At 70.8% G+C, this 26,399-nt stretch carries 22 protein-coding genes; 14 read left to right on the top strand and 8 right to left on the bottom strand.

Going from position 1 to position 26,399, the window contains the following annotated elements; genetic code table 11:
- Positions 1-44: 44 nt before the first annotated feature.
- The gene (locus HHX35_RS16285; RefSeq protein ID WP_182899631.1) at positions 45-1,199 is read left to right on the top strand and encodes a cysteine desulfurase family protein; all 1,155 of its coding nucleotides are present in this window, start codon (positions 45-47) and stop codon (positions 1,197-1,199) included.
- Here the strand turns inward: HHX35_RS16285 and HHX35_RS16280 are convergent.
- Both HHX35_RS16280 and HHX35_RS16275 read right to left on the bottom strand, forming a co-directional pair.
- Entirely contained in the window at positions 1,194-2,327 is a 1,134-nt protein-coding gene (locus tag HHX35_RS16280) for a mandelate racemase/muconate lactonizing enzyme family protein (protein ID WP_182899630.1), read from the bottom strand. The two genes, HHX35_RS16285 and HHX35_RS16280, sit on opposite strands and share 6 nt — an antisense overlap.
- A gap of 136 nt (positions 2,328-2,463) precedes the next feature.
- A complete protein-coding gene (locus HHX35_RS16275; RefSeq protein WP_205826168.1) occupies positions 2,464-2,664 on the bottom strand; it encodes a hypothetical protein in 201 nt (66 codons plus the stop codon).
- Positions 2,665-2,736: 72 nt separating this feature from the next.
- Between HHX35_RS16275 and HHX35_RS16270 the strand changes: the two genes are divergently transcribed.
- Complete coding sequence (locus tag HHX35_RS16270) at positions 2,737-3,684, top strand: LysR family transcriptional regulator (protein ID WP_182899629.1); 948 nt, start codon at positions 2,737-2,739, stop codon at positions 3,682-3,684.
- On the opposite strand, the gene HHX35_RS16265 is transcribed toward HHX35_RS16270, so the two are convergent.
- From HHX35_RS16265 to HHX35_RS16255, 3 genes are all read right to left on the bottom strand, one after another.
- The gene (locus HHX35_RS16265; protein ID WP_182899628.1) at positions 3,681-4,235 is read right to left on the bottom strand and encodes a hemerythrin domain-containing protein; all 555 of its coding nucleotides are present in this window, start codon (positions 4,233-4,235) and stop codon (positions 3,681-3,683) included. The genes HHX35_RS16270 and HHX35_RS16265 overlap by 4 nt on opposite strands.
- Complete coding sequence (locus HHX35_RS16260) at positions 4,232-5,152, bottom strand: Rieske 2Fe-2S domain-containing protein (RefSeq protein WP_182899627.1); 921 nt, start codon at positions 5,150-5,152, stop codon at positions 4,232-4,234. The genes HHX35_RS16265 and HHX35_RS16260 overlap by 4 nt, the downstream gene beginning before the upstream one ends.
- A gap of 134 nt (positions 5,153-5,286) precedes the next feature.
- Positions 5,287-6,327 carry a DUF695 domain-containing protein gene (locus tag HHX35_RS16255; protein ID WP_182899626.1) on the bottom strand — a complete coding sequence of 347 codons (1,041 nt, stop codon included), beginning with the start codon at positions 6,325-6,327 and terminating at the stop codon, positions 5,287-5,289.
- A 76-nt stretch (positions 6,328-6,403) separates the two neighbouring features.
- Between HHX35_RS16255 and mnmA the strand changes: the two genes are divergently transcribed.
- Positions 6,404-7,489, top strand: a complete 1,086-nt coding sequence (gene mnmA / locus HHX35_RS16250) for a tRNA 2-thiouridine(34) synthase MnmA (protein WP_259405095.1) — start codon at positions 6,404-6,406, stop codon at positions 7,487-7,489.
- A gap of 2 nt (positions 7,490-7,491) precedes the next feature.
- Here mnmA and HHX35_RS16245 read toward each other — a convergent pair whose 3' ends face one another.
- Positions 7,492-8,121, bottom strand: a complete 630-nt coding sequence (locus HHX35_RS16245; protein ID WP_182899625.1) for an MBL fold metallo-hydrolase — start codon at positions 8,119-8,121, stop codon at positions 7,492-7,494.
- 19 nt (positions 8,122-8,140) lie between these two features.
- Between HHX35_RS16245 and HHX35_RS16240 the strand changes: the two genes are divergently transcribed.
- The 3 genes from HHX35_RS16240 to ligA all read left to right on the top strand — a co-directional run bounded on the left by HHX35_RS16240 (position 8,141) and on the right by ligA (position 12,365).
- A complete protein-coding gene (locus HHX35_RS16240) occupies positions 8,141-9,145 on the top strand; it encodes a methionine synthase (protein WP_310739132.1) in 1,005 nt (334 codons plus the stop codon).
- Positions 9,146-9,266: 121 nt separating this feature from the next.
- A complete protein-coding gene (locus HHX35_RS16235; RefSeq protein WP_182899623.1) occupies positions 9,267-9,752 on the top strand; it encodes a hypothetical protein in 486 nt (161 codons plus the stop codon).
- Positions 9,753-10,142: 390 nt separating this feature from the next.
- The gene (gene ligA, locus HHX35_RS16230) at positions 10,143-12,365 is read left to right on the top strand and encodes an NAD-dependent DNA ligase LigA (protein ID WP_182899751.1); all 2,223 of its coding nucleotides are present in this window, start codon (positions 10,143-10,145) and stop codon (positions 12,363-12,365) included.
- A gap of 27 nt (positions 12,366-12,392) precedes the next feature.
- Here the strand turns inward: ligA and HHX35_RS16225 are convergent, their stop codons facing one another.
- Positions 12,393-13,730 carry a DUF234 domain-containing protein gene (locus HHX35_RS16225; RefSeq protein ID WP_220505473.1) on the bottom strand — a complete coding sequence of 446 codons (1,338 nt, stop codon included), beginning with the start codon at positions 13,728-13,730 and terminating at the stop codon, positions 12,393-12,395.
- 261 nt (positions 13,731-13,991) lie between these two features.
- Here HHX35_RS16225 and HHX35_RS16220 point away from each other — a divergent pair, with 261 nt between their 5' ends.
- Positions 13,992-14,879, top strand: a complete 888-nt coding sequence (locus HHX35_RS16220; protein WP_310739130.1) for a PhzF family phenazine biosynthesis isomerase — start codon at positions 13,992-13,994, stop codon at positions 14,877-14,879.
- Positions 14,880-15,056: 177 nt separating this feature from the next.
- Here HHX35_RS16220 and HHX35_RS16215 read toward each other — a convergent pair whose 3' ends face one another.
- Entirely contained in the window at positions 15,057-16,463 is a 1,407-nt protein-coding gene (locus HHX35_RS16215; RefSeq protein ID WP_182899620.1) for a glycoside hydrolase family 6 protein, read from the bottom strand.
- A 361-nt stretch (positions 16,464-16,824) separates the two neighbouring features.
- On the opposite strand from HHX35_RS16215, the gene HHX35_RS16210 reads away from it, so the two are divergent.
- From HHX35_RS16210 to HHX35_RS16180, 7 genes are all read left to right on the top strand, one after another.
- Positions 16,825-18,894, top strand: coding sequence for a bifunctional diguanylate cyclase/phosphodiesterase (locus tag HHX35_RS16210; RefSeq protein ID WP_182899750.1), 2,070 nt, complete (start codon positions 16,825-16,827; stop codon positions 18,892-18,894).
- Positions 18,895-19,018: 124 nt separating this feature from the next.
- Positions 19,019-19,318, top strand: a complete 300-nt coding sequence (gatC, locus tag HHX35_RS16205; RefSeq protein ID WP_030506108.1) for an Asp-tRNA(Asn)/Glu-tRNA(Gln) amidotransferase subunit GatC — start codon at positions 19,019-19,021, stop codon at positions 19,316-19,318.
- Entirely contained in the window at positions 19,315-20,805 is a 1,491-nt protein-coding gene (gene gatA / locus HHX35_RS16200; RefSeq protein WP_182899619.1) for an Asp-tRNA(Asn)/Glu-tRNA(Gln) amidotransferase subunit GatA, read from the top strand. The genes gatC and gatA overlap by 4 nt, the downstream gene beginning before the upstream one ends.
- A 25-nt stretch (positions 20,806-20,830) precedes the next feature.
- Positions 20,831-22,051, top strand: a complete 1,221-nt coding sequence (locus HHX35_RS16195; protein ID WP_182899618.1) for an AAA family ATPase — start codon at positions 20,831-20,833, stop codon at positions 22,049-22,051.
- Positions 22,051-22,689 (top strand): DUF4276 family protein, encoded by a 639-nt coding sequence (locus HHX35_RS16190; protein WP_182899617.1) that lies wholly within the window; start codon positions 22,051-22,053, stop codon positions 22,687-22,689. Before HHX35_RS16195 ends, HHX35_RS16190 begins: the two co-directional genes overlap by 1 nt.
- Positions 22,682-24,190, top strand: coding sequence for an Asp-tRNA(Asn)/Glu-tRNA(Gln) amidotransferase subunit GatB (gene gatB / locus HHX35_RS16185; protein WP_182899616.1), 1,509 nt, complete (start codon positions 22,682-22,684; stop codon positions 24,188-24,190). The genes HHX35_RS16190 and gatB overlap by 8 nt, the downstream gene beginning before the upstream one ends.
- A 237-nt stretch (positions 24,191-24,427) precedes the next feature.
- Positions 24,428-26,392, top strand: coding sequence for a VanW family protein (locus HHX35_RS16180; RefSeq protein WP_182899615.1), 1,965 nt, complete (start codon positions 24,428-24,430; stop codon positions 26,390-26,392).
- Positions 26,393-26,399: the final 7 nt, after the last annotated feature.

The raw sequence follows: 26,399 nt of genomic DNA, 5'->3' as shown, positions 1-26,399 counted from the left end.
GCCCGGATACGCTTGGTGGGCTGAATACGTGTCAGGGAGGGGTCGTGGGAGCTGCATATCTGGACCATGCCTCGACCACACCGATGCTGCCCGAGGCGATCGAGGCGATGACCGCCCAGCTCGGGCAGGTCGGCAACCCCTCGTCCCTGCACGCGGCGGGCCGCCGCGCCCGCCGGGTCGTCGAGGAGTCGCGCGAGACGATCGCCTGCGCGCTCGGCGCCCGCCCGAGCGAGGTCGTGTTCACCGCCGGCGGCACCGAGGCCGACAACCTCGCCATCAAGGGCCTGTTCTGGGCGAGGAAGCGGCCCAGGATCCTGATCAGCTCGGTCGAGCACCACGCCGCCCTCGACCCCGCCCATTGGCTCGGCGACAACCACGGCGCCCGGGTCGAGCTGCTGGACGTGGACGAGCGGGGCCGGGTGCATCCGGAGACGCTGCGCGAGGCCATCGCCCGCGACCCGGACGACGTGGCGCTGGTGAGCGTCATGTGGGCCAACAACGAGGTGGGCACCGTGCAGCCGGTGCGCGTGCTGGCCGCCATCGCGCACGAATACGGCATCCCCTTCCACACCGACGCGGTGCAGGCGGTCGGCCAGCTCCCGGTCTCGTTCGCCGAGTCCGGCGTGGACGCCATGACCGTCTCCGGCCACAAGGTCGGCGGTCCCGTGGGCGTCGGGGCGCTGCTGCTGGCCCGAGGCGTCGATCCGGTGCCCGTCCTGCACGGCGGCGGACAGGAACGCGACATCCGCTCCGGCACCCTCGACGCGCCGGCCATCGCCGGGTTCGCGGCGGCGGTCGAGACGGCCGTCGCGCGGCAGCCCGCCACGGCCGAGCGGCTGTCGGCGTTGCGCGACGACCTGATCGAGCGCGTACGGCTGGCCGTGCCCGACGTCGTGCTGAACGGCGACCCGGTGAACCGGCTGCCCGGCAACGCCCACTTCTCGTTCCCCGGCTGTGAGGGGGACGCCCTGCTCATGCTCCTCGACGCCAAGGGCGTGGAGTGCTCCACAGGCTCGGCCTGCTCGGCCGGGGTCGCCCAGCCGTCCCACGTGCTGCTCGCCATGGGCCAGGACGGCGCGCGCGCCCGCGGCTCGCTGCGTTTCTCCCTCGGCCACACCTCCGTGGAGGAGGACGTCGACCGGGTCGTGGAGGTCATCGGGCACGTCGTCGAGCGCGCCCGCCGTGCCGGTCTGTCATAACCTGCCGTGTTCATCCCCTGATGTCCGTGCCTCCGTGGCTTCCCGGGCTTCTGCGGCGACCAGGCCGGAGATGCCCAGGCCCGGCGCGTCGGGCAGCACGACCGCAGCGCCTTGGTACCGCATGCCGCCGACGACGGCGGGGCGCTGGAGCCACCACACCGCGTCGAGGTCGCTCACCATCGTGGTCCCGTAGGCGGCTACCAGGCTGGCCGCGGCGCCGGTGCCGATCTCGGTCTCCAGCATGGAGCCGAGGATGGTGCCCATGCCCTGGGCTCGTGCCAGTTCGAGGAGGGTACGGGCGGCGCTGAGCCCACCGCTCTTCGCCAGCTTGACGTTGATCAGGTCCGCCGCGCGTCGGCGGATCACCTCCACCAGGTCGTGCACGTCGAAGACGGACTCGTCCGCCATGATCGGGGTCTCGACGCGGTCGCTCACCCAGGCCAGGCCCTCCATATCCCGGTGGTTCACAGGCTGTTCGACGAACTCCACCCCCATGCCGGCGTCCTCCAGCGAGCGGATGACCCGTACCGCCTCGCGGGGAGTCCACCCCTGGTTGGCGTCGAGACGGATCCTCACCTCGGGACCGACCGCCTGGCGGACCGCCGTCACGCGGTTGACGTCCGTGGCCGCGTCCGTGCCGACCTTGACTTTCAGCACGTCGAAGCCCTCCGCGGCCCGGCTCTTCGCCGCCGTGGCCAGGCTGTCCACCGTGCCGGCTGCAAGGCTCACGTCGGTGGGCACCACCAGCCGGGAGCCGCCGAGCAGCCGGACCAGCGGGACCCCGAGGCGGACCGCGGCGAGATCGTGGAGTGCGATGTCCACCGCGGCCTTGGCCGGCTCGTTGCCGATCACGGCGCGGCTGACTCTGCGACAGTTCTCCACCAGGTCATCGGCATTGCGGCCGATGAGAAGCGGGGCGAAGGCCTCGGTGACGCAGGCCTCGCTGGAGGCCAGTGAGGATCCCGTGACAGTCCACACCTCCGGCGCCTCACCGAAGCCGGAGCGCCCGTCGCGGTCCACGATCTCGACGACGACGGTCGAGACGTGGGTCAGGTGCGCCAGGGCAGTGACGAACGGCGTGTGGAGGGGAGCCACCAGACGGTGGACGTGGACAGCGGCGATGGTCATCGATCAGCCTCGTTGCACTCAGGAGGTTCTATCGGACGCGCGGCAGGGCGGATCATCGAGGCCCTCGCTCCGTTCGTGGAGCGCGAAATCTGGAACAGCGCGCATGAGGCGACTCGCGGGGCGTTCCTCCTGCTGGTTAGTAGGCAGCGGTTGCGGGCCTTGGCTCTGCGGGCCGTCGTGCGTACACCTCGATCTCGAACTTCGTGCGGGAATCGGAGAGTCCGCACACGAGCATCGTCGCGGCCGGGCGGATGTCGCCGAAGCAGCGGCGCAGGGTCGGCCAGCACGGCTGGAAGTCCTCGGTGGATCCACTCACGATCATGCGTCGCTCTGTCATGCGGCGAAAGGTAGGCAACCAGCAGCGATATGTCCAACACCTCCCATGGAATCATCTGATATCTCTAAAGGTATGGACCGTCCTGAGCTCAGCTTCCAGCAGCTTCACGCCTTCGCGGTCCTCTCCGAGGAACTCCACTTCGGGCGCACAGCGGAGCGGCTGGGCATCGCGCAACCACCGCTCAGCCAGCAGATCCGCCGGCTGGAAGCGAAGGTCGGGCACCCGCTGTTCACCCGAGGGCCCGGTGCGGTCGCCCTCACCGAGGCAGGACGCCAACTCCTGCCCGCCGCTCGGCGCGCACTCGACGAGATCGCCGTCGGCCTGGACGCGGCTCGACGCACTGGCAGCGGTGAGGCCGGTCGTATCCGGATCGGCTTCTCCGCATCGCTCGCGCTGACCGTCCTGCCAGGCTTGTTGCGCGCCTACCACGATCGGTTTCCCCAGGTGGAGATGGAGATCCGCGAGATGACCACAGCGCCGCAGGTGACCGCTCTGCACGAGCATGTGATCGACATCGGGCTCCTGCGCGAGCCGCCGGACGAGCCGGCGCTGGCGACCGAGACGATCTTGTCCGAGGAGTTCATCGCGGTCGTGCCAGCCGCCCACCCTCTTGCGGCCCAGCGAGTCCTCCCGATCAAAGCACTCGCGGACGAACCGTTCGTGCTGCTGCCCCGCAGTGCCGGACCAATGTTCTATGACCGGATCCTCGACTTGTGCCGCAGTGCGGGTTTCGAACCCCGCCTTGGCCAGCAGGCGGTCGAATGGCAGACGGTCTGCGCGCTCGTCGAGGCAGGACTGGGAGTGTCACTCGCCCCGGCGAGCATCCGCCGGATCCGCCTCAAAGGTGTCGCCTACCGCCGGATCGAACCGAACAACGCACGCACCACCGTCACAGTGACCTGGCGTCGCGACGATCAGAACCCCCTGGTCACACGATTCCTGGAGGCCGCTCGCGGCGAACCCTGGCGGGCCCGGGCGCGAGGTATGACCCACGATGTCCCGCCGCCATCGCGCGCCTAGCGGGCCGTACGGCGCAGCAGCGCCCGCTGCAGGCGAAGGACCGCTCGTGTGCGCCGCGACGAGCGCAGCGACTCCAGGCGGGCCTGGAGCCGGTCGCCCACCTCGACCAGCTGTTCCTCGTCCGCGAAGCGCTCGATCTCGGGGAACATCTGCCGTTCCTCGTCCAGGTGGGCGTGCGACTCCAGCGCGTCGTGCATCACGCTCAGCTCCCGGTCGAACCGCTCGGTCCGCGGGTCGGCGCGCACCAGCGCCGCGAGCTGGTCGCTGAGCTGGCGGTGCTCCGACCAAGCCGCCGCGATGCCCGCGGTGACGTCCCGCATCGCCGGGTAGAAGACCTCCTCCTCGATCAGCTCGTGCATCCGCAGCTCGTCGAACAGCTCGTCGGCGAGCGCGCGCCGCCGTCCGGGCTCCGAACGCGGCGTCTCCAGCAGGCACCGCATGAGCCCCCGCAGCACCTCGTGGTGCTCCACGAGCACCCGCGTCGCCCTCTTGCGCTCCTGCGGGGCCGGCGCCTCCCGCACCTTGGTGAGCACCTGTGGCCTTCTCCTCATGGCTGGACCTCCTGCTGGTGGACCAGCGTGCTGCCGGGAGGCGCGGTGGCCACGGCCGGCATCCGGCGCACCTCGATCCATCCGTCGCGTACGCGGGTCTGGAAGCACGGCGCGGGCGCGACGGCCGGGCCGTCCAGGCTCTCTCCGCTGTGCAGCTCGAACCGGGAGCCGTGCCAGGGGCAGGTGATGGAACCGTCGCGGAGCCAGCCCTGCGACAGCGGAGCGCCCAGGTGCGGACAGGTGTCCTCCAGGGCGTGGATGCGGCCGTCCGTGCGGATCAGGACGACCTCCACGCCGCCCGCCCGCACCCGGTGCGGGCTGTTGTCGGTCAAGTCGCGCTCGGCCAGTACGCGGGTGAAATGACGTGGTTCGAGCTGACTGTCCGTCTGGTCGACCCCGATCCGGTGGCGAAAAACGAGCGTGCCGCCCAGGAAGCCGCTGACCGCGATCACGGGATAGCCGAGCAGGGCGGCGAGCCGGCCGCGCCCATGATGGCCTTTGCCCCGCTGCCACCACGACCAGCCGTACAGGCCGAGGGCGAGCGTGTTGAGCGTGCCGTGCACCAGCCCGACGCGCCGGGCGTTGTCATGTGTGTACTGCCAGTCGTGCAGGCCGGTCGCCGCCGCGGCCAGCGCTCCGGCGATGCCGAGCCCCACGGCCCTGCGCGCCGCCTCCTTCTGTCCGGTGAGGTCCAGGACCAGCGCCGTCGTCCAGGAGCCGATCGGCACGTCGGTGAGCAGCGGATGAAAGGGATGGCCCAGCCAGACTCCGTGCAGGAAGCCGCGGGCGCGGCCCCTGGTGATCCCGAGGAGGTTCTCGGCGAAGGCGAGGCCCTGTTCGAGCCGATGACCCGGCCGGTCGAGGCGGCCGTCGCCTTCGATCGCGTTCAGCAACCGGTCCAGTGTGCGCTGAGCCATGACCGACCCCAATCCCATCGCCGGATCGGCCCCGCAGCCTGCGGGAACGGGCGGAACGCGGGCGCTCGCCCGCGCGTCGCGTCTATCGCGACGTGCCCGTGCTCAAATGTGATGAAACGCGCTGAATATCCGGTTCAAGTCAGGAAGGGGGCCACCGCGCTCCATGAGGGGTCCTCGGCCACGTCGACGCGGGCCCGCCCCTCCTTCCACTCGGCCGCGAGCTCCTCGACCACGGGCGGCACGGCCGCCGCGGGGTCGGCGTAGACGTGCAGCACCCGGCTGCGGTCGGCGCTCAGGTGGGCCGTCAGCACGGCCGAGCCGAGCGCGGCCAGCCGTTTGTTCAGCCGCTCCTCGAAGTCGCGCAGCGCGTCCAGGGAGGCTCCCGCGGGCAGTCCGTCGCCGTCGGCCTCCCGGTAGGGCAGCGTGACGGCGATGTGCTGGTCGAACAGCGGGAAATCGACCGGCCGGAGGGGATAGCGGGCGGCGGCCGTCAGCCGGCCGCCGGTGGCGGTGTGGCCTTCGAGGAGTGCCCACTGCTCCTCCCTGAAGCCCTCCGCCACGTCGGCGACGACGGCGGGCAGATGGATCGCGGGGAGGGCGTCGATCGGCTCGAACTCCGCGGCCACGATCTCGCCCACCCAGCGGGCCACCTCGTCCTCGCCCAGCAGCCAGTCGAGCGCGAGGAAGGCCGCCTCCGTCCGCGTGTCGTCGTCGACGTCGGGGAAGATCGGGTGGAAGGCGGTGACGTCCACGCGCGGCGTGCCGGGCGGCACGCGCAGCGCCACCACCAGCCGGTCGAGCCCGAACTCCCGCCCGCCGACGTCGACCGCCAGATCCGCGGCCTGCGGGTTCGCCTGCCGCGACGGATGGAACTCCCACATGGCGTCCGCCGGCGGCGCGGCCAGGGCCCACCGGTGGGCGAACGGGCGCAGCTCCGGGTCGTTCGACGCGCTGACGACCAGGGCGTTCACGGCCATGCGGCCGGGAGCGATCTCCCAGACGAGGGACGGATGAAGGGCGGTGACGGCGGGGCCGATCATCTCGAACAGGGTCTCGGGGTCCTCCGCCTCGACGTGCGCGTCGATCTGGGGACGTGCCTGGTCCCACCAGGTCCAGAATGCCGCGATGGCCTCGGCGGGGTCGGCGGACTCGCTATTGCGCCCGAACAGTCGCATGACCCCGCATCCTCCCAGCCCGCCCGGCCCGATGCCAACGCGGGCGCGCCCCCGCGGGCGGTAACCTCGAACTGTTATGGGTCCCACACGAAAGCTCCGCGTCCTCGCCGCCATGTCCGGCGGGGTCGACTCCGCGGTGGCCGCCGCCCGGATCGCCGAGGCGGGGCACGACGTGACAGGCGTCCATCTGGCGCTGTCGTCCAACCCGCAGTCCTACCGCACCGGCGCGCGCGGGTGCTGCACGCTGGAGGACGCCCGCGACGCGCGCCGGGCGGCCGACGTCATCGGCATCCCCTTCTACGTGTGGGACATGGCGGAACGGTTCCACCGTGACGTGGTCGAGGACTTCGTCAGCGAGTACGCCGCCGGGCGCACCCCCAACCCCTGCCTGCGCTGCAACGAGAAGATCAAGTTCGAGGCGGTGCTCGACCGGGCGCTCGCGCTCGGCTTCGACGCCGTCGCCACCGGCCACCACGCGCGGCTGGAGGACGGCGTGCTGCGGCGCAGCGTCGACGAGGCCAAGGACCAGTCGTACGTGCTGGGCGTGCTCACCCGCGAGCAGCTCCGGCACGCGATCTTCCCGCTGGGCGGCTCGACCAAGGCGCAGGTGCGCGAGGAGGCGGCGCGGCGCGGGCTGACCGTCGCCGACAAGCCCGACAGCCACGACATCTGCTTCATCGCCGACGGCGACACCCGGGCGTTCCTCGCCGATCGGCTCGGCGCGTCGCAGGGGCCGATCGTCGACGCGCTCACCGGCCAGGTGGTCGGCAGCCACCAGGGGGCGTACGGCTTCACCGTCGGGCAGCGCAAGGGCCTGCACATCGACCGGCCTGCCGCCGACGGCAGGCCGCGCTACGTGCTGTCGATCGAGCCGGTGTCCAACACGGTCACGGTCGGTCCCCGCACCTCACTTGAGGTCCGCAGCATCGTGGGCGAGCGGCCGGTGTGGAACGGCCCGCTGGCGGAGCCGTACGAGCCGATCACCTGCACGGTCCAGTTGCGTGCCCACGGCGAGGTGTACGGCTGCCGCGCCCAGGTGTCCGGCGGCGAGCTGCACATCGAGCTCGACCGCCCGGCGACCGGCGTCGCGGCGGGCCAGGGCGCCGTCCTGTACGACGGCGACGCCGTCATCGGCTCCGCCACGATCGCCTCGGCCGTCTGAGGTCAGACCTCGACGGACTCGCCGACGGGGATCCGGCGGAAGTCGGCCTTCTGCGCCTCGGCCTCGCTGCCGAGCCAGTTGTCGACCAGCTTCAGGCCGATCTCGTTGTACAGCCCGTCGTGCGTGGAGTACGCCCGCGCCGGGCGGACGTCCCGCAGGTAGAGGATGGTGTCCGACGCCTTCAGCCACGGGCCGCCGGTCGGCACGAGCAGAGTGGGCACCTCGGCGCCCGGCGGCGTGAGCGCGTCGCCCGGGTAGAACACCTCGTCGTCCACGAGGAAGCCGACGTTCTGCACGGGCGGGACGTCGGGCAGGTTGCGGGCGTGCCACTCGCCGACCGTCCGCACGCCGAAACCGGCGGTGATGAAGGCGTCCCCGTGGTGGACGACCTGGACCTTCGCCGGGATCCGGCCGAGCTGGTCGGCGACGGCCTGGCAGGTGAAGACCTCCAGGTCCGGACTCGCGTTCTTGAGCAGATTCGCGTCCACGTGGTCGAAGTGCTCATGGGTGATGAGCACGGCGTCCGCGTCGTCCAGGAGTCCTTCACCGCTGAACGAGCCGGGGTCGATGACGAGCGTCTGCCCGTCCTTCTCCAGCCGCCAGCACGCGTGTCCGAGTTTGGTGAGTTTCATAGTCCCTAAGCTAGTGACCGTGAGCGACTATCCGTGGTCCGAGGCCACGGCCACCGGGGTGGGGTCCTACCCGGGCGAGGACCATCTGGAGGCGGTCAGGACGGCCTTCGGCGAACTGCCCATGCCCTACCTGCCAGAGCTGCCGGGCCGGGGCGTGGGCGCCGACATGATCGGCCGTACGGCGTCACTGCTGGTCGAGCTGCCCGTGGAGGTGCAGCCGTCCGGCTGGCGGCTCGCCGACCGGCCGGGACGGGACTTCAAGCGGGCCAGGGACCACCTGACCCGCGACCTCGACGGCCTGGAGGAGGCTTCCCAGGGCTACGAGGGGCCGTTCAAGATCCAGGCGTGCGGGCCGTGGACGCTCGCGGGAGCGATCGAGCTCAGGCACGGCGACAAGGTGCTCTCCGACGCGGGAGCCGTACGCGACCTGACCGAGTCGCTGGCCGAGGGGCTCGCGCAGCACGTGGCGGAGGTTCGTCGCCGGATTCCCGGAGCCGACCTCGTCGTCCAGATCGACGAGCCGGGGCTGCCCGGGGTGCTGGCGGGCACGGTGCCGACCGCGTCCGGCTTCGGGCGGCTGCCCGCCGTCGAGTCCCCGATCGCGGCAGAGCGGTTGAGGACCGTGCTCTCCGCGCTCGCACCCGCCTTCCCGGTCGTCCACTGCTGCGCGCCCGGCCTGCCGTACGAGGTGATCCGTACGGCGGGCGCGCGGGGCGTGTCGCTGGACGCGGCGCTGCTGCGCCGCCGTGACGAGGACGAGCTGGGCGAGACGATCGAGAAGGGACTCGCGCTGTTCCTCGGTGTCGTGCCGGGCACCGACACCCGGCTGCCGGACGTCGGCGTGGTGGCCAAGCCGGCGGTCGAGCTGTGGCGGCGCCTCGGCTTCCCGCCCGCCCGGCTCGCCGAGCAGGTCGTGCTCACCCCCGCCTGCGGCCTGGCCGGGGCCTCGCCCGCGTACGCCAAGGCGGCGCTGGCCCGGTGCCGGGAGGCGGCCCGGGTGCTGCGCGAGGACCCCGGCGAGTGAGACCGCCGGGAGTGGGGCCGCGAGCGATCCAAGCGGCCTCCCAGCTCATCCCCAAGTGATTCACAAGCCTTGTCACGTATCTCTTGACGTGCTGGAAGTTCAGACGTTCAGGAGAAAGACCATGCGAAGCGCTGCGCGCCTTCTGCTCCCTCTCGCCGCTGCCGGGCTGTCCGCCGCTCTGGCCGCGGGTCTCGTCGCGGCGCCCGCGGCGGCCTCGGCCTCGTCGGCGGCATCGCCCGCGTCCGTGGCCTCGGCCTCGGCCGCGTCGGCGGCGGAGACCTGGGAGTGGGGACCGACGGCGTCCTCCGACACCAAGGGCTGGGCGAACGGGTACGTCCGGTCGGGCTCGTCGGGCCTGCGCATCGTCGGCGACCTCTATGACGCGGGCGGGGCCAGGACCTGCTCGTGGGTGAAGATCAAGTGGCTGACCGACCGCGGGAAGTACCGCACGGCGACCTACCGCAACTGCTCCCAGTCCACCCCGAGGACGTTCACGGTGAAGGCCGGGTACATGCTGCTGGCCAAGGCGATGGTCTGCCGGGGCAGCGCGACCCGGATCACCGGCAAGTGCTCTCGCTGGGAACGCGTCTGGACCCAGGGAGGATGACCCTCGGGCCGGTCTCTCTCCATCCACGGCGACCGGCCCGAGTACACCCGGACAAAAAGGAATGAAAGTGGGCTGCAAGCGGTCTACCGTAATTCTCGATCGCTCCTGAGACGAGGGGCCGCGCGGTCTGGAGCGGCCCTCTCGCCGAGCGGTCCGGCGGGAGCCGCCCACGTCCTCGGCGCGGCTCCCGCCCCCGTCCTTCGCGAACTGTCGGTCGCCGGAGATACGGTTGCCCTGGGTGTCTGACGAGGGGAGACGGGCGACGTGACCGACAGGGCTGACGAGACTGACGGGCTCGACGGCACCGGGCTCGACGGCGCCGAGCTCGATGGCGCCGAGCTCGTGGATGAGGCGAACGGGCACGCGGAGGCCGCGCGCGAGGTCGAGAGCGTGACGGGCGCCGCCGAGACCACCGGGAGCGCCACCGGGAGTGCCACCGATAGAGCACAGAGCGCGCCGGCCGAGGCCCGGGAGCGGCACGCCGAGCTCACGGAGCTGCTCGAGGACGCCAACTGGCGTTACTACGTGCTCGACTCGCCCACGGTGAGCGACGCCGAGTACGACGGCTGGATGCGGGAGATCCGTGCGCTGGAGGAGCAGTATCCCGACCTGAGGACGCCCGACTCGCCCACGCAGAAGGTCGGCGCGCCCATTTCTGCGGAGTTTCCCGAGGTCACCCACCTGCAGCGCATGGAGAGCCTCGACAACGCGTTCAGCCAGGAGGACCTGGCCGCCTGGCAGGCGCGGGCGCAGCGGCTGATCGAGACCGACCCCGGACCCTATCTGTGCGAGCTCAAGATCGACGGGCTCGCCGTCGCGCTCGTCTACGAGAAGGGCCGCCTGGTGCGGGGGGCCACCCGCGGCAACGGCCGTACGGGTGAGGACGTCACGCCCAACGTCCGGACCCTGCGCGACGTGCCGCAGCGTCTCACCGGGGATGACGTGCCCGACCTGATCGAGGTGCGTGGCGAGGTCTTCCTGCCGGTGAAGGGCTTCGAGCAGCTGAACGAGCAGCTCATGGACGCGGGCAAGTCGCCGTTCGCGAACCCGCGCAACTCGGCGGCCGGCTCCCTGCGGATGAAGGACCCGCGCATCACCGCGCAGCGCCCGCTTCGGATGATCGTTCATGGGGTCGGCAAGTGGGAGGGGACCACACCGCCTGCCACCCAGTCGGAGATGTACGAGCGGCTCGCGTCCTTCGGCCTGCCGGTGAGCGACCGCTACAAGGTCGTGGAGTCGCTCGACGAGGTGCGCGAGTTCGTCGAGTACTACAACGACCACCGCCACGATCCGGAGTACGAGATCGACGGCGTGGTGGTGAAAGTCGACCGGGTCCCCATCCAGCGGCAGCTCGGGTCCACCAGCCGGGCGCCGCGCTGGGCGATCGCGTACAAGTACCCGCCGCAGGAGGTCAACACCCGCCTGCTCGACATCCAGGTCGGAGTGGGCAGGACGGGCCGGGTCACGCCGTTCGGCGTGATGAGTCCGGTGGTGGTGGCGGGGTCCACCGTGGAGCGCGCGACGCTGCACAACGCCTCGGAGGTCGCGCGCAAGGGCGTGCTCATCGGCGACACCGTGGTGCTGCGCAAGGCGGGCGACGTCATTCCCGAGATCGTCGGTCCGGTGGTCGACCTGCGGCAGGGCGACGAGCGGGAGTTCGTCATGCCCACGCACTGCCCGGAATGCGGCACCGAACTGGCCTACGAGCGGGAGGGCGACGCCGACCTCCGCTGCCCGAACGCCCGCTCCTGCCCCGCGCAACTGCGTGAGCGGATCTACTTCGCGGCGGGGCGCAACGCGTTCGACATCGACGGGCTGGGCTACGTCGCGGCGACCGCGCTGACCCAGCCGCTGCCGCCGCAGGAGCCGCCGGTCCGCACGGAGGCCGACCTGTTCGACCTGACCATCGAGAAGCTGCTGCCGATCAGGTCGGTGGTCCGCGACCCCGAAAACGGCCTGCCGAAGACCGATCCGGAGACCGGCGAGCCGAAGGTCGTCTCGTTCTTCGCCAACATCTCGGGTGAGCCGAGCAAGAACGCCGAGCTGATCCTCCAGCAGTTGAAGGAGAAGAAGGACCAGCCGCTGTGGCGGGTGCTCGTGGCCCTGACGATCCGGCACATCGGGCCGCCCACGGCCCGCGCGCTCGCCGCGGAGTTCCGCTCGATCGACGCCATCGCCAAGGCGTCCGAGGAGGAGCTGGCGGCGGTGGAGGGTATCGGCCCGAGGGTCGCCGCGACCATCAAGGAGTGGTTCGCGGTCGACTGGCATCAGGAGATCATCGATAAGTGGCGGGCCGCCGGGGTCCGGATGGCCGACGAGTCGCCCGCCGACGAGGGGCCGCGCCCGCTGGAGGGGCTCACCTTCGTCGTCACCGGGACGCTGGACGACTTCAGCCGCGACGAGGCCGGTGAGGCCATCGGTGCCAGGGGCGGCAAGGTCACCTCGTCGGTGTCAAAGAAGACGAGTTTCCTGGTGGTGGGGGACAACCCCGGTTCGAAGTACGACAAGGCGGTCAAGGCCGGCGTCCCGATTCTCAACGAGGAAGGCTTCCACGTCCTCCTCGACAAGGGCCCCGACGCCGCCCGCGCCGTCGCCGTGACCCCCGAGGAATGACCACGCACCCAGAGCGGCCCGGCTCACCTACGCCTGCCAGGCGGCCAGCAGGTCTTCGGGGCCCCAGTGCGCCGCGAGCGGCAGGCCGTCGTCGACACCGGATCGGGAAACGGCCACCAGCGGAGTCGTGGGGTCGGCGCCGGGGACGGTGAGCATGTCGCGCACCAGGCTGTCGTACTCATGCCGCCCGAAGGACCCGTTCTCCAGCCACTTGATCGAGCCGAGGAAGTGAACGTGCCGCGCGACCGGCTGACGGTCCGCCCCGACCAGGTCGATCTCGGGATTGTTCTGGCGGTTCCACCATCCGCCGACGGCCTCGGTCCCTGGCCATCGGTCGTCGGGCAACAGCCGCAGCAGTGCCTCACGGACGACGGGCTCGACGGCGCGGCCACGCCAGGAGGTCCAGGAGCGTTCGATGGAGGCCAGGACACGTTCGCCCCGGCCGCGCTCGACCAGCGGAATGCCGCGGTCGATGAAGGCGAGCCAGAATCGCAAATACGGATCGGCGATGCGATAGCGCTTGTTCTTCGTGTCCGGTTTGATCGACAGCGGGGTGTCCGCGGCCAGCACCCGCTTGCCGATGAGGGTGGACAGCAGCGGGGAAAGCGTCCCGGAGGCCAGGGGAGTGGCGCCACCCGCCTCGGTGGCGATGGCGGAGAACGTACGCTCCCCGCTTCCCACCGCCGACAGGACCGCACGCGAGTGGGAGGTCTCGGGAAACTCCCCGAGCAACGACAACTCGCCGGCCATCAGCAGCGCGGACAGCGGATTGGTCAACGACTCCCGCAGGTAGTCGACCCGGTTCATGCCTGGCTGCCAGGCCTGGACCACCTCGGGAAAACCACCGGTGATCAGAAAGGCGTCGATGGCGCCGGCGGCGTCCAACCCGGTCATGACGGCCACATCCGCGGGGTGGAGTGGCTGGACGGTCATCTTCGCGGCGCGACCGAAGAAGGGGCGGCCATAGGACTGCAGCGCCTCCATCACCGACAGGTCACTGCCGACCAGGATGAGCAGCACCGGCTTCGTGGACAGGTGCCGATCCCAAACCGTCTGCAACGCCCCTTCGAACTCGCGGTCCTGTTCCACCAGCCACGGCACCTCATCGATGACCGCGATGCTCGGCCTCTGGTCGGGCACAGCCACGGCCAGGGCGCGCAGTGCCTGGTTCCAGTCCCCGGCCTGCATCCCGGCGATCATCTCGGCACCCGGCAGTGCGGACTGAGCGAGCATGCCGACGAAGTCGGCGCGCTCGGCCACGGGATTTCGTCCCCTGGTGGCCTGGAAGACCACGTACGGCATGCCGGTGCGGTCGCAGAACTCCTGAACCAGCCGCGATTTCCCCACCCGGCGTCGGCCGGTCATGATCACCGCGCGCCCGCGAGTCCCGCCTTGCCCTTCCGCTACCTGCCGCAACTGCCGATCGAGTAGCTCAAGATCTGCGGCTCTCCCCTTGAACTCCATAAGTCGCCTCGGCCTTGCGTAGAACCAATCTAACGTAGATGCGATCTTACATTGCTGGAGGAGCCGGGAGGGGAAGCGCGGGCCGCCGCCAACCCCTGAACGCTCATGGGAGTGGCCTCGCGCCCGGGGAACAGGGACATCTGCTCTGCTGTTCCATCGAACGTGCCGACTTCTGCTGATGCGATATTCGAAGCCCTGCACTACGCGGCCTTCACCACCGATCCCGCCGGCGGCAACATGGCCGGGGTGGTGCTCGACGCCGCCGGGCTGGATCAGGCGGCCATGCTCGCCATCGCCGCCGAGGTGGGCCATTCGGAGACAGCCTTCCTGAGCGAGGCTCCGGCGCGGCTCGCCGAGACGGGCCGGACGTTCACCGTCCGATATTTCAGCCCGAAGATGGAGGTGCCGTTCTGCGGGCACGCCACGGTGGCATCGGCGGTCGCGCTCGCCAAACGGATCGGCCCGGGTGGCCTGGTCTTCGAGACGCAGGCCGGATCCGTACCGGTCGAGGTGGCGGCGGATGACGGTGGTGTGCTGTGGGCGACCCTGACCAGCGTGGAGCCGTACGTCGAGCCGGTCGACGAGCTCGATGTGGCGCAGGCGCTCGACGCGCTGAAGTGGCGGATCGACGAGCTCGATCCCGCACTGCCCCCGCGGATCGCCTTCGCGGGATCGCGCCACCTGGTCCTGGCCGCTGCCACCCGTGAGCGCCTCGCCGATCTGGACTACGACTTCTCCGGGCTGGCGCAGTACATGACCGATCGGGATCTCATCACCCTGCAACTGGTGTGGCGGGAGTCGGCGGACACCTTCCAGGTGCGTGATCCGTTCCCCGTGGGCGGAATCGTGGAGGACCCGGCCACCGGGGCCGCCGCAGCCGCTTTCGGGGCGTATCTGCGGGACCTCGGCGAGGCCGGTCCCGCTGCGAGGCTGACCCTGCACCAGGGTGTTGACATGGGGCGGCCCGGTCTGCTGCGGGTGGAGCTGCGGGACGGGGATCCCAGGGTCCGGGTTTCCGGCGCGGCGGTGCCTGTTCCGGCCGGCGGCTGATCCGGCTCGCGTTGACCCAACCCGCCCGCGCGGACTGCGCGATTCAGGCAAACGGGGCGACCATGAGCCTGGCGCCCGGAGCCGTGGGTCCGGCCTCGCCCGCCTGACACGCCACACGAGAAAGGCGTGCCGTACGGATGGGGAACCGTACGGCACGCCTGGACTATGCGGTAGGGGTCAGGAGGTGGTGCAGACCAGGGGGGACGGGGTGGAGGGGGTCCCGCTGGAGCTGCCGAGGAAGCCGAACGTGGTGCTCGCGCCGGGGGCGAGGTTGCCGTTCCAGTTCAGGTTCGTGGCCGTGACGCTGCTGCTGCCGGTGAGGTTGGCGTTCCACGCCTGGGTGATGGACTGCCCGCCGGGCATCGTCCACTTCACGGTCCAGTTGGTGATCGCCGAGGTGCCCGCGCTGGTCACGGTGACCTCACCCTGGAAGCCGCCGCCCCACGCGTTGACGACCTTGTAGACCGCCGTGCAGCCGCGGTCTCCGGTGAACGTCGGGGACGCGGAGGGCGACGGCGAGGCCGACGGCGAGGCGGAGGGGGACGCCGACGGCGAAGCCGAGGGGGACGGCGACGGCGACGGCGAGGGCGACCGGGACGGGGACGGGGACGGAGACGGCGAGGGGGTGTACGGGGCGGCTATCGCCAGGTCGTAGGCCCGCTGCGGCACGAACTGACCCGCGGGGGCGATGCAGCCGTCGGACTCGCCCGGAGGCTTGACCCACAGGTACGCGGCGATCGCCGAGTCGCCGGTGTTCGTGGTGCTCCAGGTGCCGGTGGCACGGCCGCTCGGGTCGCACCACTCGGTGCCGACCGGGCCGTTGCCGTTGCGGCTGGTGTCGATCACGGCCTTCAGCCAGGACACGCCGGTGGCCGCGATCACGCTCTTGGCGTAGGAGACCGCGCCGGAGGTGTACCGGTAGTTGGAGACGTTAAGCGAGATGCCGTCCGCGCTGTTGGCGACGTCGGCGCCGCGCAGCCGGTTGGCCATGTCGGAGGCGCCCACCCACGCGTCGTTGCCCGCGTCGAAGAAGACCTTGACGTTCGGGGAGGTGGCCTTGAACTTCTTGCCGGCGTACGCCATGGAGGCCTGGACCTCGGCCTGCTGCGAGGAGTTCATGCAGTTCGGCATGATCGCCAGGGCGTCGGGCTCCAGGACGATGTAGGCGGGCCGCCCGCCGAGGCCCGCCGCCACCTGGTCGATCCAGGCGCGGTAGGAGGCGTGGTCGGGAGCACCGCCCGCGCTCGCGCCACCGCAGTCGCGGTTCGGCATCTCGTACACGACCATGATCGGGATCTTGCCGGCCGACGCGGCGGCGCCCACGTACGCGTCGACCTGGCTGCGCACGGTCGAGGGGTTGTAGCTGGCGAACCAGCGGCCCTGCGGGACGGCGGCGATGCGGTCCCTGATCACGGCGGCTTTGCTGTCACCGGGGTTGGCGGCCACCCACTTGGCCGCGTTGGTCGTCGGGTCGACGTAGAAGGCGGAGTCGGCGGCCTGCGCGGCGGAGGAGGTGAGCACGGACGCTCCCACCGCGGCGGTGGCGACCGCTGCGAGCACAGCCGCCGTCAATCTGCGAGACATGGAAATACTCCGTCCGGTAATGTGGGAGCGCTCCCACAGGTCTCTCGGATGGTAGGGAGCCGATGGCAGTCCAAGAAGGGGCGCTGGGGGTTTGTCTGGACGGCCAACCTAATAGGCGCAGGCGGGCGGGGGATCGGACCTGTGGAGCAGTTGAAACTTTCACCGCAACTCCGGTCAGACCGTGATATCTCCAGAAATCATGGTGACGGAGTGTGCCCAAGCGGTTTCGCGAAGTGGCCCAGAGGCCGTACCCTCCCATAGTGACCTCTTGGGGGGTTTCTTACCGATGACGCTTTCACGCGGTCTTATGCCGCTTGCCGGGGTACCACGCGTCCTCCTGCCCGCCGTCGACCTGGGCGAGATGTCCACGCCCGTCGACACCCGGGACACCGGACCTCGCCCCGGCTCGCCCCTGTGGGCCTACCTCACGGCGGTCACCGCCGTCGGCGTCGCCGCGCTGGTGATCGCGCAGGTACGGCTCGGCTTCGGCGAGCTGGGCGAGGTGGCCCGCACTCCGCTGTTCTGGATGCTGACCGTCCTGGTGGTGCTGGGCGAGCTGCGCCCGGTCATGTTCAGCTCCTCGACGCTGGTCGGGGGCACGCCGACCTCCACGATGTTCACTTTCGCCGTGCTGATGTACCAGGGCCTGCCGACGGCGGTGCTGATGCAGGCGGTCGCCGTGGTGGTCAGCGGCCTGGTGCATCGCAGGGCCTGGCACCGGGTGCTGTTCAACCTCGCCCAGGTGACCCTGGCCTGCACGGCGGCCGCGGCGGCCTTCGCCGCGTTCGGCGCGCATCCGGCGCCTCGCGTGCCCTGGACGCCCGACGGCGAGGACATCCCCGCCATCGCGCTGGCCGCGGCGGCGTACTTCGCCGTCCGCGCGATCCTTGTCTGCCAGGCGGTGGCGCTGCACGAGCGCCGGCCGCTGACCCGGGTGATGAAGGCGTCGATCGGCCCGCAGTCCCTCGTCTACGGGGCGCTGCTCGGACTCGCACCGCTCGTCGTGGTCGTGATGGCGCACTCCACGGCCCTGGTGCCCCTGTTCGTCGCGCCGCTGACCGCGGTCTACTTCACCGCGACGCTCTCGCTGCGCCGCGACCACCAGGCCACCCATGACGGGCTCACCGGCCTGCCGAACCGCAAGATGCTCATTCTGCGCACCGAGGAGGCCCTGGCCGAGGCGCGCGACCACGAGCGGGTGGGGCTGCTCCTGCTCGACCTCGACCGCTTCAAGGAGGTCAACGACACGCTCGGCCACCCGGTCGGCGACCGGTTGCTGCAGATCGTGGCCCACCGGCTCACGCACAGCGTGCGGCCCGGCGACGTGGTGGCCCGCCTCGGCGGGGACGAGTTCGCGGTGCTGCTGCCGTCGATCAGGGACGCCCAGGCGGCCAAGGAGGTCGCCTCGCGGCTGCGCGTCGCGCTGACCGAGCCGGTACGCCTCGAGGGCATGACCTTCGACCTCGACGCGTCGATCGGCATCGCGCTCTATCCCGACCACGCGCCGGACTTCGAGCTGCTCATGCAACGCTCCGACGTGGCGATGTATCTGGCCAAGGAGGGCCGCACCGGCGTCGAGTTCTACCTGTCGGGCAAGGACCGCAACTCGCCGGAACGGCTGAGCCTGCTCGGCGACCTGCGCCGGGCGATCGACGCCGACGAGCTGGAGCTTCACTATCAGCCCAAGGTGAGCCTGGAGGACGGCAGGGTCGAGAGCATCGAGGCGCTGCTGCGCTGGTGGCACCCGGTGCGCGGGCCGATCTCGCCCGCCGAGTTCATCCCGCTCGCCGAGCAGTCATACCTGATGCGCGATCTCACCCAGCACGTCATCGGCCACGCGCTGCGGCAGGCGGCCCGCTGGTGGCACGCGGGCGTCGGCGTGCCGGTCTCGGTCAACGTGTCGGCCCGCGACCTGCTGGATTCGAGCCTGCCCGAGCAACTGGAGTCCGGGCTGGAGAAGCTGGACCTGCCTCCCGAGGCCATCCGTCTGGAGGTCACCGAGCGCATCCTCATGACCGACCAGGCATACAGCGCCGACACGATCCGCACCCTGGCCGGTCTCGGCATCCAGCTGGCCCTGGACGATTTCGGCACCGGCTACTCCTCGCTGGTCCGGCTCCAGCGGCTCCCGGTCTCCGAGGTCAAGATCGACGCGTCGTTCGTACGGCGGCTCGGGGAGTCGCCGGACGACGAGCGGATCGTCCGCTCGATCATCGACCTCGTGCGGTCCCTCGGGCTGAGGTCGGTCGCCGAGGGGGTCGAGTCGCCCGAGGTCGCGACGCTGCTGCGCGAGATGGGCTGCCATGCGGGCCAGGGATGGTGGCTGGCCAAGCCCATGCCCGCGAGCGAGGCGACCACCTGGTTGCGCGGCCGGCTCGGCGCGGCCTTCCTGGACCGCGAGAGCGGCGGCACCCGTCTCGCGCCGCACTGACCCGTCACAAATGGCGGCGGCGCATTAAGACCATGTGACGCGGTGTCGTCGGGTCGGCCCCGCTCGGCGGCGAGCCCTAGGATGGGTAGGTCCAATCTCCATCATGAAACGGGTTCGACGACTCATGTCCGCCATAACCCGCGATGAGGTCGCTCACCTCGCCCGGCTGTCCCGGCTGGCACTGGCCGACGACGAGCTCGACCACTTCGCCGCCCAGCTCGACCAGATCGTCGGCGCCGTCGCCCGCGTCGCGGAGGTGGCCGCCGACGACATTCCGCCGTCCTCGCACGCGCTTCCGCTGACCAACGTGTTCCGGCCCGACGACGTACGGCCCGGCCTCACGCCCGAAGGCGCCCTGTCCGGCGCGCCCGCCGTGGAGGACGACCGCTTCCGCGTGCCGCGGATCCTCGGGGAGGAAGAATGAGCTTGATTCGCAAGACCGCCGCCGAACTCGGCGCGCTGGTCGCCTCCCGAGAGGTCACCGCCGTCGAGGTCGCCCAGGCCCACCTCGACCGGATCGCCGAGGTCGACGGCCAGGTCAACGCCTTCCTGCACGTGGACACGGAGTCCGCGCTGGCGCAGGCCCGCGCGATCGACGAGCGCATCGCCGCCGGCGAGACGCTCGGCCCGCTCGCCGGGGTGCCGATCGCGCACAAGGACGTGTTCACCACGACCGGCATGCCGACGACCGCCGGCTCGAAGATCCTCGAAGGCTGGCGCCCGCCGTACGACGCGACCGTGACCCGCCGCCTGCGCGAGGCCGGCCTGGTGATCCTCGGCAAGACCAACCTGGACGAGTTCGCCATGGGGTCGTCCACGGAGAACTCGGCGTACGGACCGACGCACAACCCCTGGGACCTGACCCGGATTCCCGGCGGTTCTTCCGGCGGTTCGTCGGCCGCGGTGTCCGCCTACGAGGCGCCGCTGTCCACCGGCACCGACACCGGCGGCTCGATCCGCCAGCCCGCCGCGGTGACGGGCATCGTCGGCATGAAGCCGACCTACGGCGGCTCGTCCCGCTACGGGCTGATCGCGTTCGCGTCCTCGCTCGACACGCCCGGTCCTTTCGCCCGCAACGTGCTCGACGCGGCCCTGCTGCACGAGGCGTTCTCCGGTCACGACCCGCTCGACTCGACCTCGATCGACGCGCCGGTCCCGCAGGTCGTCGAGGCCGCGCGGCACGCCGACGTGGCGGGCATGCGGGTCGGCGTGGTCAAGGAGTTCGGCGGGGAGGGCTACCAGCCCGGCGTCCTCGCCCGGTTCAACGAGGCCGTCGAACTGCTGGAGTCGCTCGGGGCCAAGGTCGTCGAGGTCTCCTGCCCGACCTTCTCCTACGCGCTGCCCGCGTACTACCTGATCGCGCCGTCGGAGTGCTCGTCCAACCTGGCCCGCTTCGACGCCATGCGGTACGGCCTGCGCGTCGGCGACGACGGCACCCGCAGCGCCGAGGAGGTCATGGCCCTGACCCGGGCGGCCGGCTTCGGCCCTGAGGTCAAGCGGCGCATCATGCTCGGCACGTACGCCCTGTCGTCCGGCTACTACGACGCCTACTACGGGCAGGCCCAGAAGGTCCGCACGCTGATCATGCGTGACTTCGAGGCGGCCTTCCAGCAGGTGGACGTGCTGGTCTCGCCGACCACGCCGACCACCGCGTTCCCGATCGGGGAGCGGGCCGACGACCCGATGGCGATGTACCTCGCCGACCTGTGCACGATCCCGACCAACCTGGCCGGCAACGCGGCGATCTCGGTGCCGTGCGGCCTCGCCGACGAGGACGGCCTGCCGGTCGGACTGCAGGTCATGGCCCCGGTCCTGGCCGACGACCGCTGCTATCGGGTCGGCGCCGCCGTGGAGAAGGCCTTCGAGAGCCGGTGGGGCGGTCCGCTGCTGTCCCGCGCGCCCGCGCTCTAGTCGCCGAGGGGAGGGGAACGGCGGCATGATCACCCGCATCGAGATCGACGGCTTCAAGTCGTTCGAGAACTTCGCGCTGGATCTGCCTCCGTTCCTCGTGCTCATCGGCACCAACGCCAGCGGCAAGTCGAACCTCCTCGATGCGCTGACGTTCGTCGCGACCGCCGGGACCCGCGGAGTGGACGCGGCGGTGTCGGAGGTGCGCGGCGACGCGCGAGGACTTTTCCGAAAGCGTGGCGACGGCACCCGCGTCGACCGGATGCGTTTCGCTCTGGAACTCCTTCTCCCGGCGCAGCGCTCTTCGCCGAGCAGTCGCTGGCGTTGGGAGGTGCTGTTCGCATGGGCAGTACCCGAAGGCGAGCTCGAAGGGATCACGATCGAGACGCAGCGGCTCGTCTCGTTGTCGCCGCCGGACCGTGTCATTCCCCTCATGGAGGGCGAGTGGGTCGTGCCGGAGGGAAGGTCCGCGCTGGAGTACTTCTCCGGATCTCACAAGCCGGACTGGGAGATCGTACGGCGGATCGAGCACGAACTCGCCGAGGTCAGGTCCCTGCATCTGGAAGCGGGCTCCCTGCGTGGGGCGAGTGAGCTCGGCGGACCCCGTCGTCTGGACTCCACCGGTCGAAATCTTCCGAACTACCTGAGATTTCTGGCGCGTGAGACGGCGTCGGAGAACAGGCCGCTCGGCGTGGTCGGCGAAATCAAGATGCACCTCGTCGGACTGGTCAGGGAGATCAGCGACTTCGAGATCGTCGAGGACGAGCGCCGCAGGGACGTCAGGCTCGAGTTCGCCTCGCCCTACGATCGGGGGCTGGACGCTGAGTTCGCCTCCGATGGCACGCTGCGCATGCTGGCGATCCTGGCCGCGTTGCATGACGGTGGAACCGCGGTCATTGAGGAGCCGGAGAACGGCGTCTTCCCGGAGAGACTCCGGCAGCTGCTCGGTCTCGCCCGGGAGCTCGTCACGGACGACGGCGAAGCCGTGATGTCCGGCCTGGACCGGCCCCTGCAACGGCAGGCCCTGTTCACCAGTCACTCGCCGGTGGTACTTGACGCGGTACCGCGGGAGAACATCGCGTTCCTCGACATGACCACCGTTCTGGAGGGCGGGATCGCCAGCCGAGTGAGCCGGGTGCGGCGGCTGCGGGAGGACGCCGGGCCAGTGCGGGTGGACGGCGAGCGGTGGTCGCGCGTCACGGATTCCGAACTCGACAAGTTCCGGGCCGGAGTGGAGGAGCCGGTCTGATGCGGAGCCTGAGCTGCGTCCTGATCAGAGAAGGGCCGTCGGACGACTGGTTCCTGCCGATCCTGCTGCGCAGGGCCCTGGAGGAACTCGTGGTCGAGTTCTTCCCGGCCTGCCGGGAGGTTCAGGAGGTGCGGCCCCTTCCCGAGGCGGGCAACCAGCATCCGGAGACGGTGATCAAGACCTTGAAGGCGGAGCGGGGCACCTTCGACGTGGTTCTTTACCATCATGACGGCGCCCCACCGGCCAAGTCGGAACTCGTCCTGGGACGTATCCGGCAGGCTTACAGTGCAAGTGATCTCGGCGAGCCTCTGGTCGCAGTCGTGCCGATGAGGGAGACGGAGGCATGGCTGCTCGCCGATGGGGCGGCCCTCGTGAAAGCGCTCAATCTGCGTCGGCTCAGCCGGGAACCCGTGTCGGGATCCGAGGTCGAGTCATGCCCCGATCCCAAGGTGGCCATCGATGCGCTGCTGAGGGACGAGGCGGGGCTGAACCCGAAGAAGAAAGGCGCGCTCCGGAACTTCTATCTCTCGGTAGCGGAGAACGCCGGCATCGCTGAACTGCGGAAGGTGCCCGCCTTCCAGCAATGGTGGAATGACATGATCGAAGCATTGGAAGGACTGGGTTACCAGCATGGCTGATACCGCGACGCTCATGCCGTACGACGAGGCGCTGGAGCGCTTCGAGCCGGTGCTGGGGCTGGAGACGCACGTCGAGCTGGGCACCGCATCGAAGATGTTCTGCGGCTGCCCGACGGCCTTCGGCGCCCCGCCGAACACGCAGGTCTGCCCGGTGTGCCTGGCGCTGCCCGGCTCGCTGCCGGTGGCCAACGAGAAGGCGATCGAGTCGACGATCCGGATCGGCCTCGCGCTGAACTGCACCATCGCGACGTGGTGCAGGATGGCCCGGAAGAACTACTTCTATCCGGACATGCCGAAGAACTACCAGATCAGCCAGTACGACGAGCCGCTGTGCACGGACGGCTACCTGGACGTCGAGGTGGACGGGAAGACCGTCCGCGTGGAGATCGAGCGGGTGCACCTGGAGGAGGACACCGGCAAGTCCACTCACGTCGGAGGCGCGACCGGGCGGATCCACGGCGCCGACTACTCGATCGTCGACTACAACCGGGCCGGCATCCCGCTCGTCGAGATCGTGACCAAGCCGATCGCGGGCACCGACCGGCTCGCCCCGGAGGTCGCCCGCGCGTACGTCACCGAGCTGCGCGAGGTGATGCGCTCGCTCGGCGTGTCCGACGTGCGGATGGAGCAGGGCTCGCTGCGCTGCGACGTGAACGTCTCGCTGATGCCGCGCGGCTCGGCCGAGTGGGGCACCCGTACGGAGACCAAGAACGTCAACTCGCTGCGCAGCGTCGAGCGGGCGGTCCGCGGGGAGATCGAGCGTCAGGCGGCCATCCTCGCCGAGGGCGGCCGGATCGTGCAGGAGACCCGCCACTTCCACGAGGACACCGGACAGACGACCTCCGGGCGGTCGAAGGAGGAGGCGCAGGACTACCGCTACTTCCCCGAGCCCGACCTGCTGCCGATCGCGCCCGACCCGGCCTGGGTCGAGTCGCTGAAGGCGGCGCTGCCCGAGCTTCCTTCGGCGCGGCGCAAGCGGCTCCAGGAGGAGTGGGGCGTGTCCGACCTGGACATGGCCGCGATGCACAACGCCGACGCGATCGACCTGGTCGAGGCGACGGTGGCCGCGGGTGCTCCCGCCGCCGACGCGCGCAAGTGGTGGATGGGCGAGCTGGCCCGGCGGGCCAACGAGTCGGCCACGGTGCTCGCCGACCTGCCCATCACCCCGGCGCAGGTCGCCCGGGTGACCGAGCTGGTCGCCTCCGGCGCGCTGAACGACAAACTGGCCCGCCAGGTGCTGGAGGGCGTGCTCGCCGGTGAGGGCGGCCCGGACGAGGTCGTGGAGAAGCGTGGTCTCCAGGTGGTCAGCGACGAGGGCGAGCTTTCGGCGATCATCGACCAGGTGCTGGCGGACAACGCCGACGCCGCGGAGAAGGTGCGCGGCGGGAAGATCGCTGCCGTGGGCGCGCTGGTCGGCGGCGTCATGAAGGCCAGCCGGGGCAAGGCGGACGCGGGCCGGGCCCGTGAGCTGATCCTGGAGAAGCTCGGGGTCCAGGGCTGAAGGGGAGTCCTGACCGACGCCGCCTCGCCGTGGGAATCGGCTGAGGCGCCGTCAAGGGCCACTCGCAGCAGGGCGTGAGAACGGCCGGCCACGGTTCCGCGTGGCCGGCCGTCGGCCTGTGCGGGCCCGGATCCCCTCCCGCGTGAGCGCGGAAGGTGTTGCTTCGGGACATATCCAGCAGAGGGTGTTTTAGGGTTAACTGATCGTTGTTGACCTTGAGCTGGAGGAGACCGGGGCGTGCGCAACGCCGGAGCGTCCGTCGACCCGCCCACGGATCCGTCCGGGGCGGAGTCCGCTCCTCCGCGTAAACACCCGGTGCGCGGCGTCAGCTCGCTGCCCCGCGGGGTCTCGGCCCTCCCCCGGGGGGTGTCGGCCGACATCTTCGCCGAACCTCTCGCTCCCGCCGCTCCGGCCGCCAAACCGTCCGGTAACGGAAACCTCCCGCCGCCGGCTCCGCCGGTCGAGCCGTGGCGGGTCCCGGAGCGCCCGGTGCGCGAGGAACCCGCCGTCGTCCCGCCGCCGGACCTCGAACTGCTGGACCCCGTTCCCCAGAGCCGTGCGCTCCGTCGTGCGCTGATCGGCCTTGCGGCGTTGCTCCTGGCGCTCTATCTCGTGCCGGCCATCTCCATGGCGGGGAAGGTCCTTCCCGGCACCACGGTGCTCGGTGTGGACATCGGCGGACAGGGCAGGACCGAGGCCGTCGCCACGTTGCGCGAACGGCTGTACGCCCAGGCCAGGACGCCGATGATCGTACGGCAGGGCGCGCGGCGGCTGACCGTGGACCCGCAGCAGGCCGGTCTGATGCTCGACGCCGAGGCCACGGTCCGCGCCGCGCCGGCGGGCTTCCCCAGCCCGCCGGAGGTGTGGAGCGCGCTGACCGGCAGCCAAGAGGTGAAGCCCGTCGTGTCGGTGGACCGCCGCAGACTCGACGAGGCGGTGGCCAGGATCGTCGCCGCGCCACTGGAGCGCCCGGGGCGCGAGGGCGACGTCACGTTCGACGGGGTCACCCCGGTCCCGACGTATCCACGGGTGGGCCGCGTCATCGACAGGAGAGCGACGGCCGACCAGATCGTCAGGGGGTATCTCCACCCGGAGGCCGTCATCGTGGTGCCCACGATGCGGGATCTGCCGCACATCACCCGTGCCGAGGTGCGGCGCGCCCTGCGCTGGGCCAGACGTGCGGTGGCCGCGCCGCTCACGCTGACCAACGGCTCCCTCGCCGTCAGCCTGTCGCCGGCCACGCTGGCGCGGCACCTGACGTTCGCGCCCGAAGGAGCGGTCCTGCGGCCGCGTTTCGACGCCGAGGCGGCGGTCGCCGGCGTCGAGCCCGCGCTGGTCGGCTCCGCGCGGGTGGCCCGCGACGCCAATTTCACGATCAAGGACGGCCGGCCGGTCCTGGTGCCCGGCAGACCGGGCGACCGGGTGGACACCGACCGCCTCGCCGCCGACGTGCTGACCGCCCTCGACGGGGGCGGCCGTACGGTGGCCGTGTCGGTCGTGAACGGGCCGCCGCGGATCACCGACGACGCGGCGCAGCGGATGGGGGTCCGGGAGGAGGTCGGCCGTTTCACCACCTCCTACGCCTGCTGCCCCCAGAGCGCGGGCAACATCCGCACGGCCGCCGCGCTCCTCGACGGCCGCCTGGTGGAACCCGGGGAGACGTTCTCGTTCAACGAGGTCGTCGGCCCGCGCACCGCGGCCGCGGGCTTCGACGGCATCGGCCCCACCATGATCCACGGCCGGGCCGGCACCGAGGCGGCCGGGACGGCCCAGGTCGCGACCACCCTGATGAACGCCGTGATCCGTGCCGGGCTTCGGGTCGCCGAGCACACGCCGCCCGAGGTCCACGCCTCTCACCTGCCGGTCGGCACCGAGGCCGCCGTGTCCTTCCCCGGCCCCGACCTGCGCTGGAGGAACGACTCGCCGTACGGCGTGCTCGTCCAGGCGTCCGCCACCGGCACCTCGCTGACCGTGACGCTGTGGAGCACCAAGCGATACGACGTGGACCTGCAGGGGCCTGCCGTCGGGCAGCAGGTCTGGCTGCCCGCCGTTACCGGTCACGGGTCCGGCTGCGTGGCGACACAGGGGCAGCCCGGTTTCACCGCAGCGGTGACGCGGGTGCTGCGGCAGGACGGCGAGGTGGTCTCCCGGCAGACCTTCCGCACCTCATACCGCGCCCAGGCCGAGGTCGTCTGCCGGTGATCAAGAG

Origin of the sequence: Microbispora sp. H10830 (genome assembly GCF_014161375.1) — a bacterium.
Classification (GTDB): Bacteria; Actinomycetota; Actinomycetes; order Streptosporangiales; family Streptosporangiaceae; genus Microbispora; species Microbispora catharanthi.
The sequence above is the reverse complement of the archived record's forward strand: the minus strand, read 5'-3'. Positions and strand labels throughout refer to the sequence as shown.

What these genes read in the sequence shown, in the direction of transcription:
- HHX35_RS16215 (WP_182899620.1), bottom strand. Translation starts at nt 16,463, where the DNA reads ATGTCTCGCAGATTGACGGCGGCTGTGCTCGCAGCGGTCGCCACCGCC.
- HHX35_RS16270 (WP_182899629.1), top strand. Translation starts at nt 2,737, where the DNA reads ATGGACCGTCCTGAGCTCAGCTTCCAGCAGCTTCACGCCTTCGCGGTC.
- HHX35_RS16245 (WP_182899625.1), bottom strand. Translation starts at nt 8,121, where the DNA reads ATGAAACTCACCAAACTCGGACACGCGTGCTGGCGGCTGGAGAAGGAC.
- mnmA (WP_259405095.1), top strand. Translation starts at nt 6,404, where the DNA reads ATGGGTCCCACACGAAAGCTCCGCGTCCTCGCCGCCATGTCCGGCGGG.
- HHX35_RS16210 (WP_182899750.1), top strand. Translation starts at nt 16,825, where the DNA reads ATGTCCACGCCCGTCGACACCCGGGACACCGGACCTCGCCCCGGCTCG.
- HHX35_RS16275 (WP_205826168.1), bottom strand. Translation starts at nt 2,664, where the DNA reads ATGACAGAGCGACGCATGATCGTGAGTGGATCCACCGAGGACTTCCAG.
- gatC (WP_030506108.1), top strand. Translation starts at nt 19,019, where the DNA reads ATGTCCGCCATAACCCGCGATGAGGTCGCTCACCTCGCCCGGCTGTCC.
- HHX35_RS16235 (WP_182899623.1), top strand. Translation starts at nt 9,267, where the DNA reads ATGCGAAGCGCTGCGCGCCTTCTGCTCCCTCTCGCCGCTGCCGGGCTG.
- gatA (WP_182899619.1), top strand. Translation starts at nt 19,315, where the DNA reads ATGAGCTTGATTCGCAAGACCGCCGCCGAACTCGGCGCGCTGGTCGCC.
- HHX35_RS16195 (WP_182899618.1), top strand. Translation starts at nt 20,831, where the DNA reads ATGATCACCCGCATCGAGATCGACGGCTTCAAGTCGTTCGAGAACTTC.
- HHX35_RS16260 (WP_182899627.1), bottom strand. Translation starts at nt 5,152, where the DNA reads ATGGCTCAGCGCACACTGGACCGGTTGCTGAACGCGATCGAAGGCGAC.
- HHX35_RS16265 (WP_182899628.1), bottom strand. Translation starts at nt 4,235, where the DNA reads ATGAGGAGAAGGCCACAGGTGCTCACCAAGGTGCGGGAGGCGCCGGCC.
- gatB (WP_182899616.1), top strand. Translation starts at nt 22,682, where the DNA reads ATGGCTGATACCGCGACGCTCATGCCGTACGACGAGGCGCTGGAGCGC.
- HHX35_RS16255 (WP_182899626.1), bottom strand. Translation starts at nt 6,327, where the DNA reads ATGCGACTGTTCGGGCGCAATAGCGAGTCCGCCGACCCCGCCGAGGCC.
- HHX35_RS16225 (WP_220505473.1), bottom strand. Translation starts at nt 13,730, where the DNA reads ATGACCGGCCGACGCCGGGTGGGGAAATCGCGGCTGGTTCAGGAGTTC.
- HHX35_RS16190 (WP_182899617.1), top strand. Translation starts at nt 22,051, where the DNA reads ATGCGGAGCCTGAGCTGCGTCCTGATCAGAGAAGGGCCGTCGGACGAC.
- HHX35_RS16280 (WP_182899630.1), bottom strand. Translation starts at nt 2,327, where the DNA reads ATGACCATCGCCGCTGTCCACGTCCACCGTCTGGTGGCTCCCCTCCAC.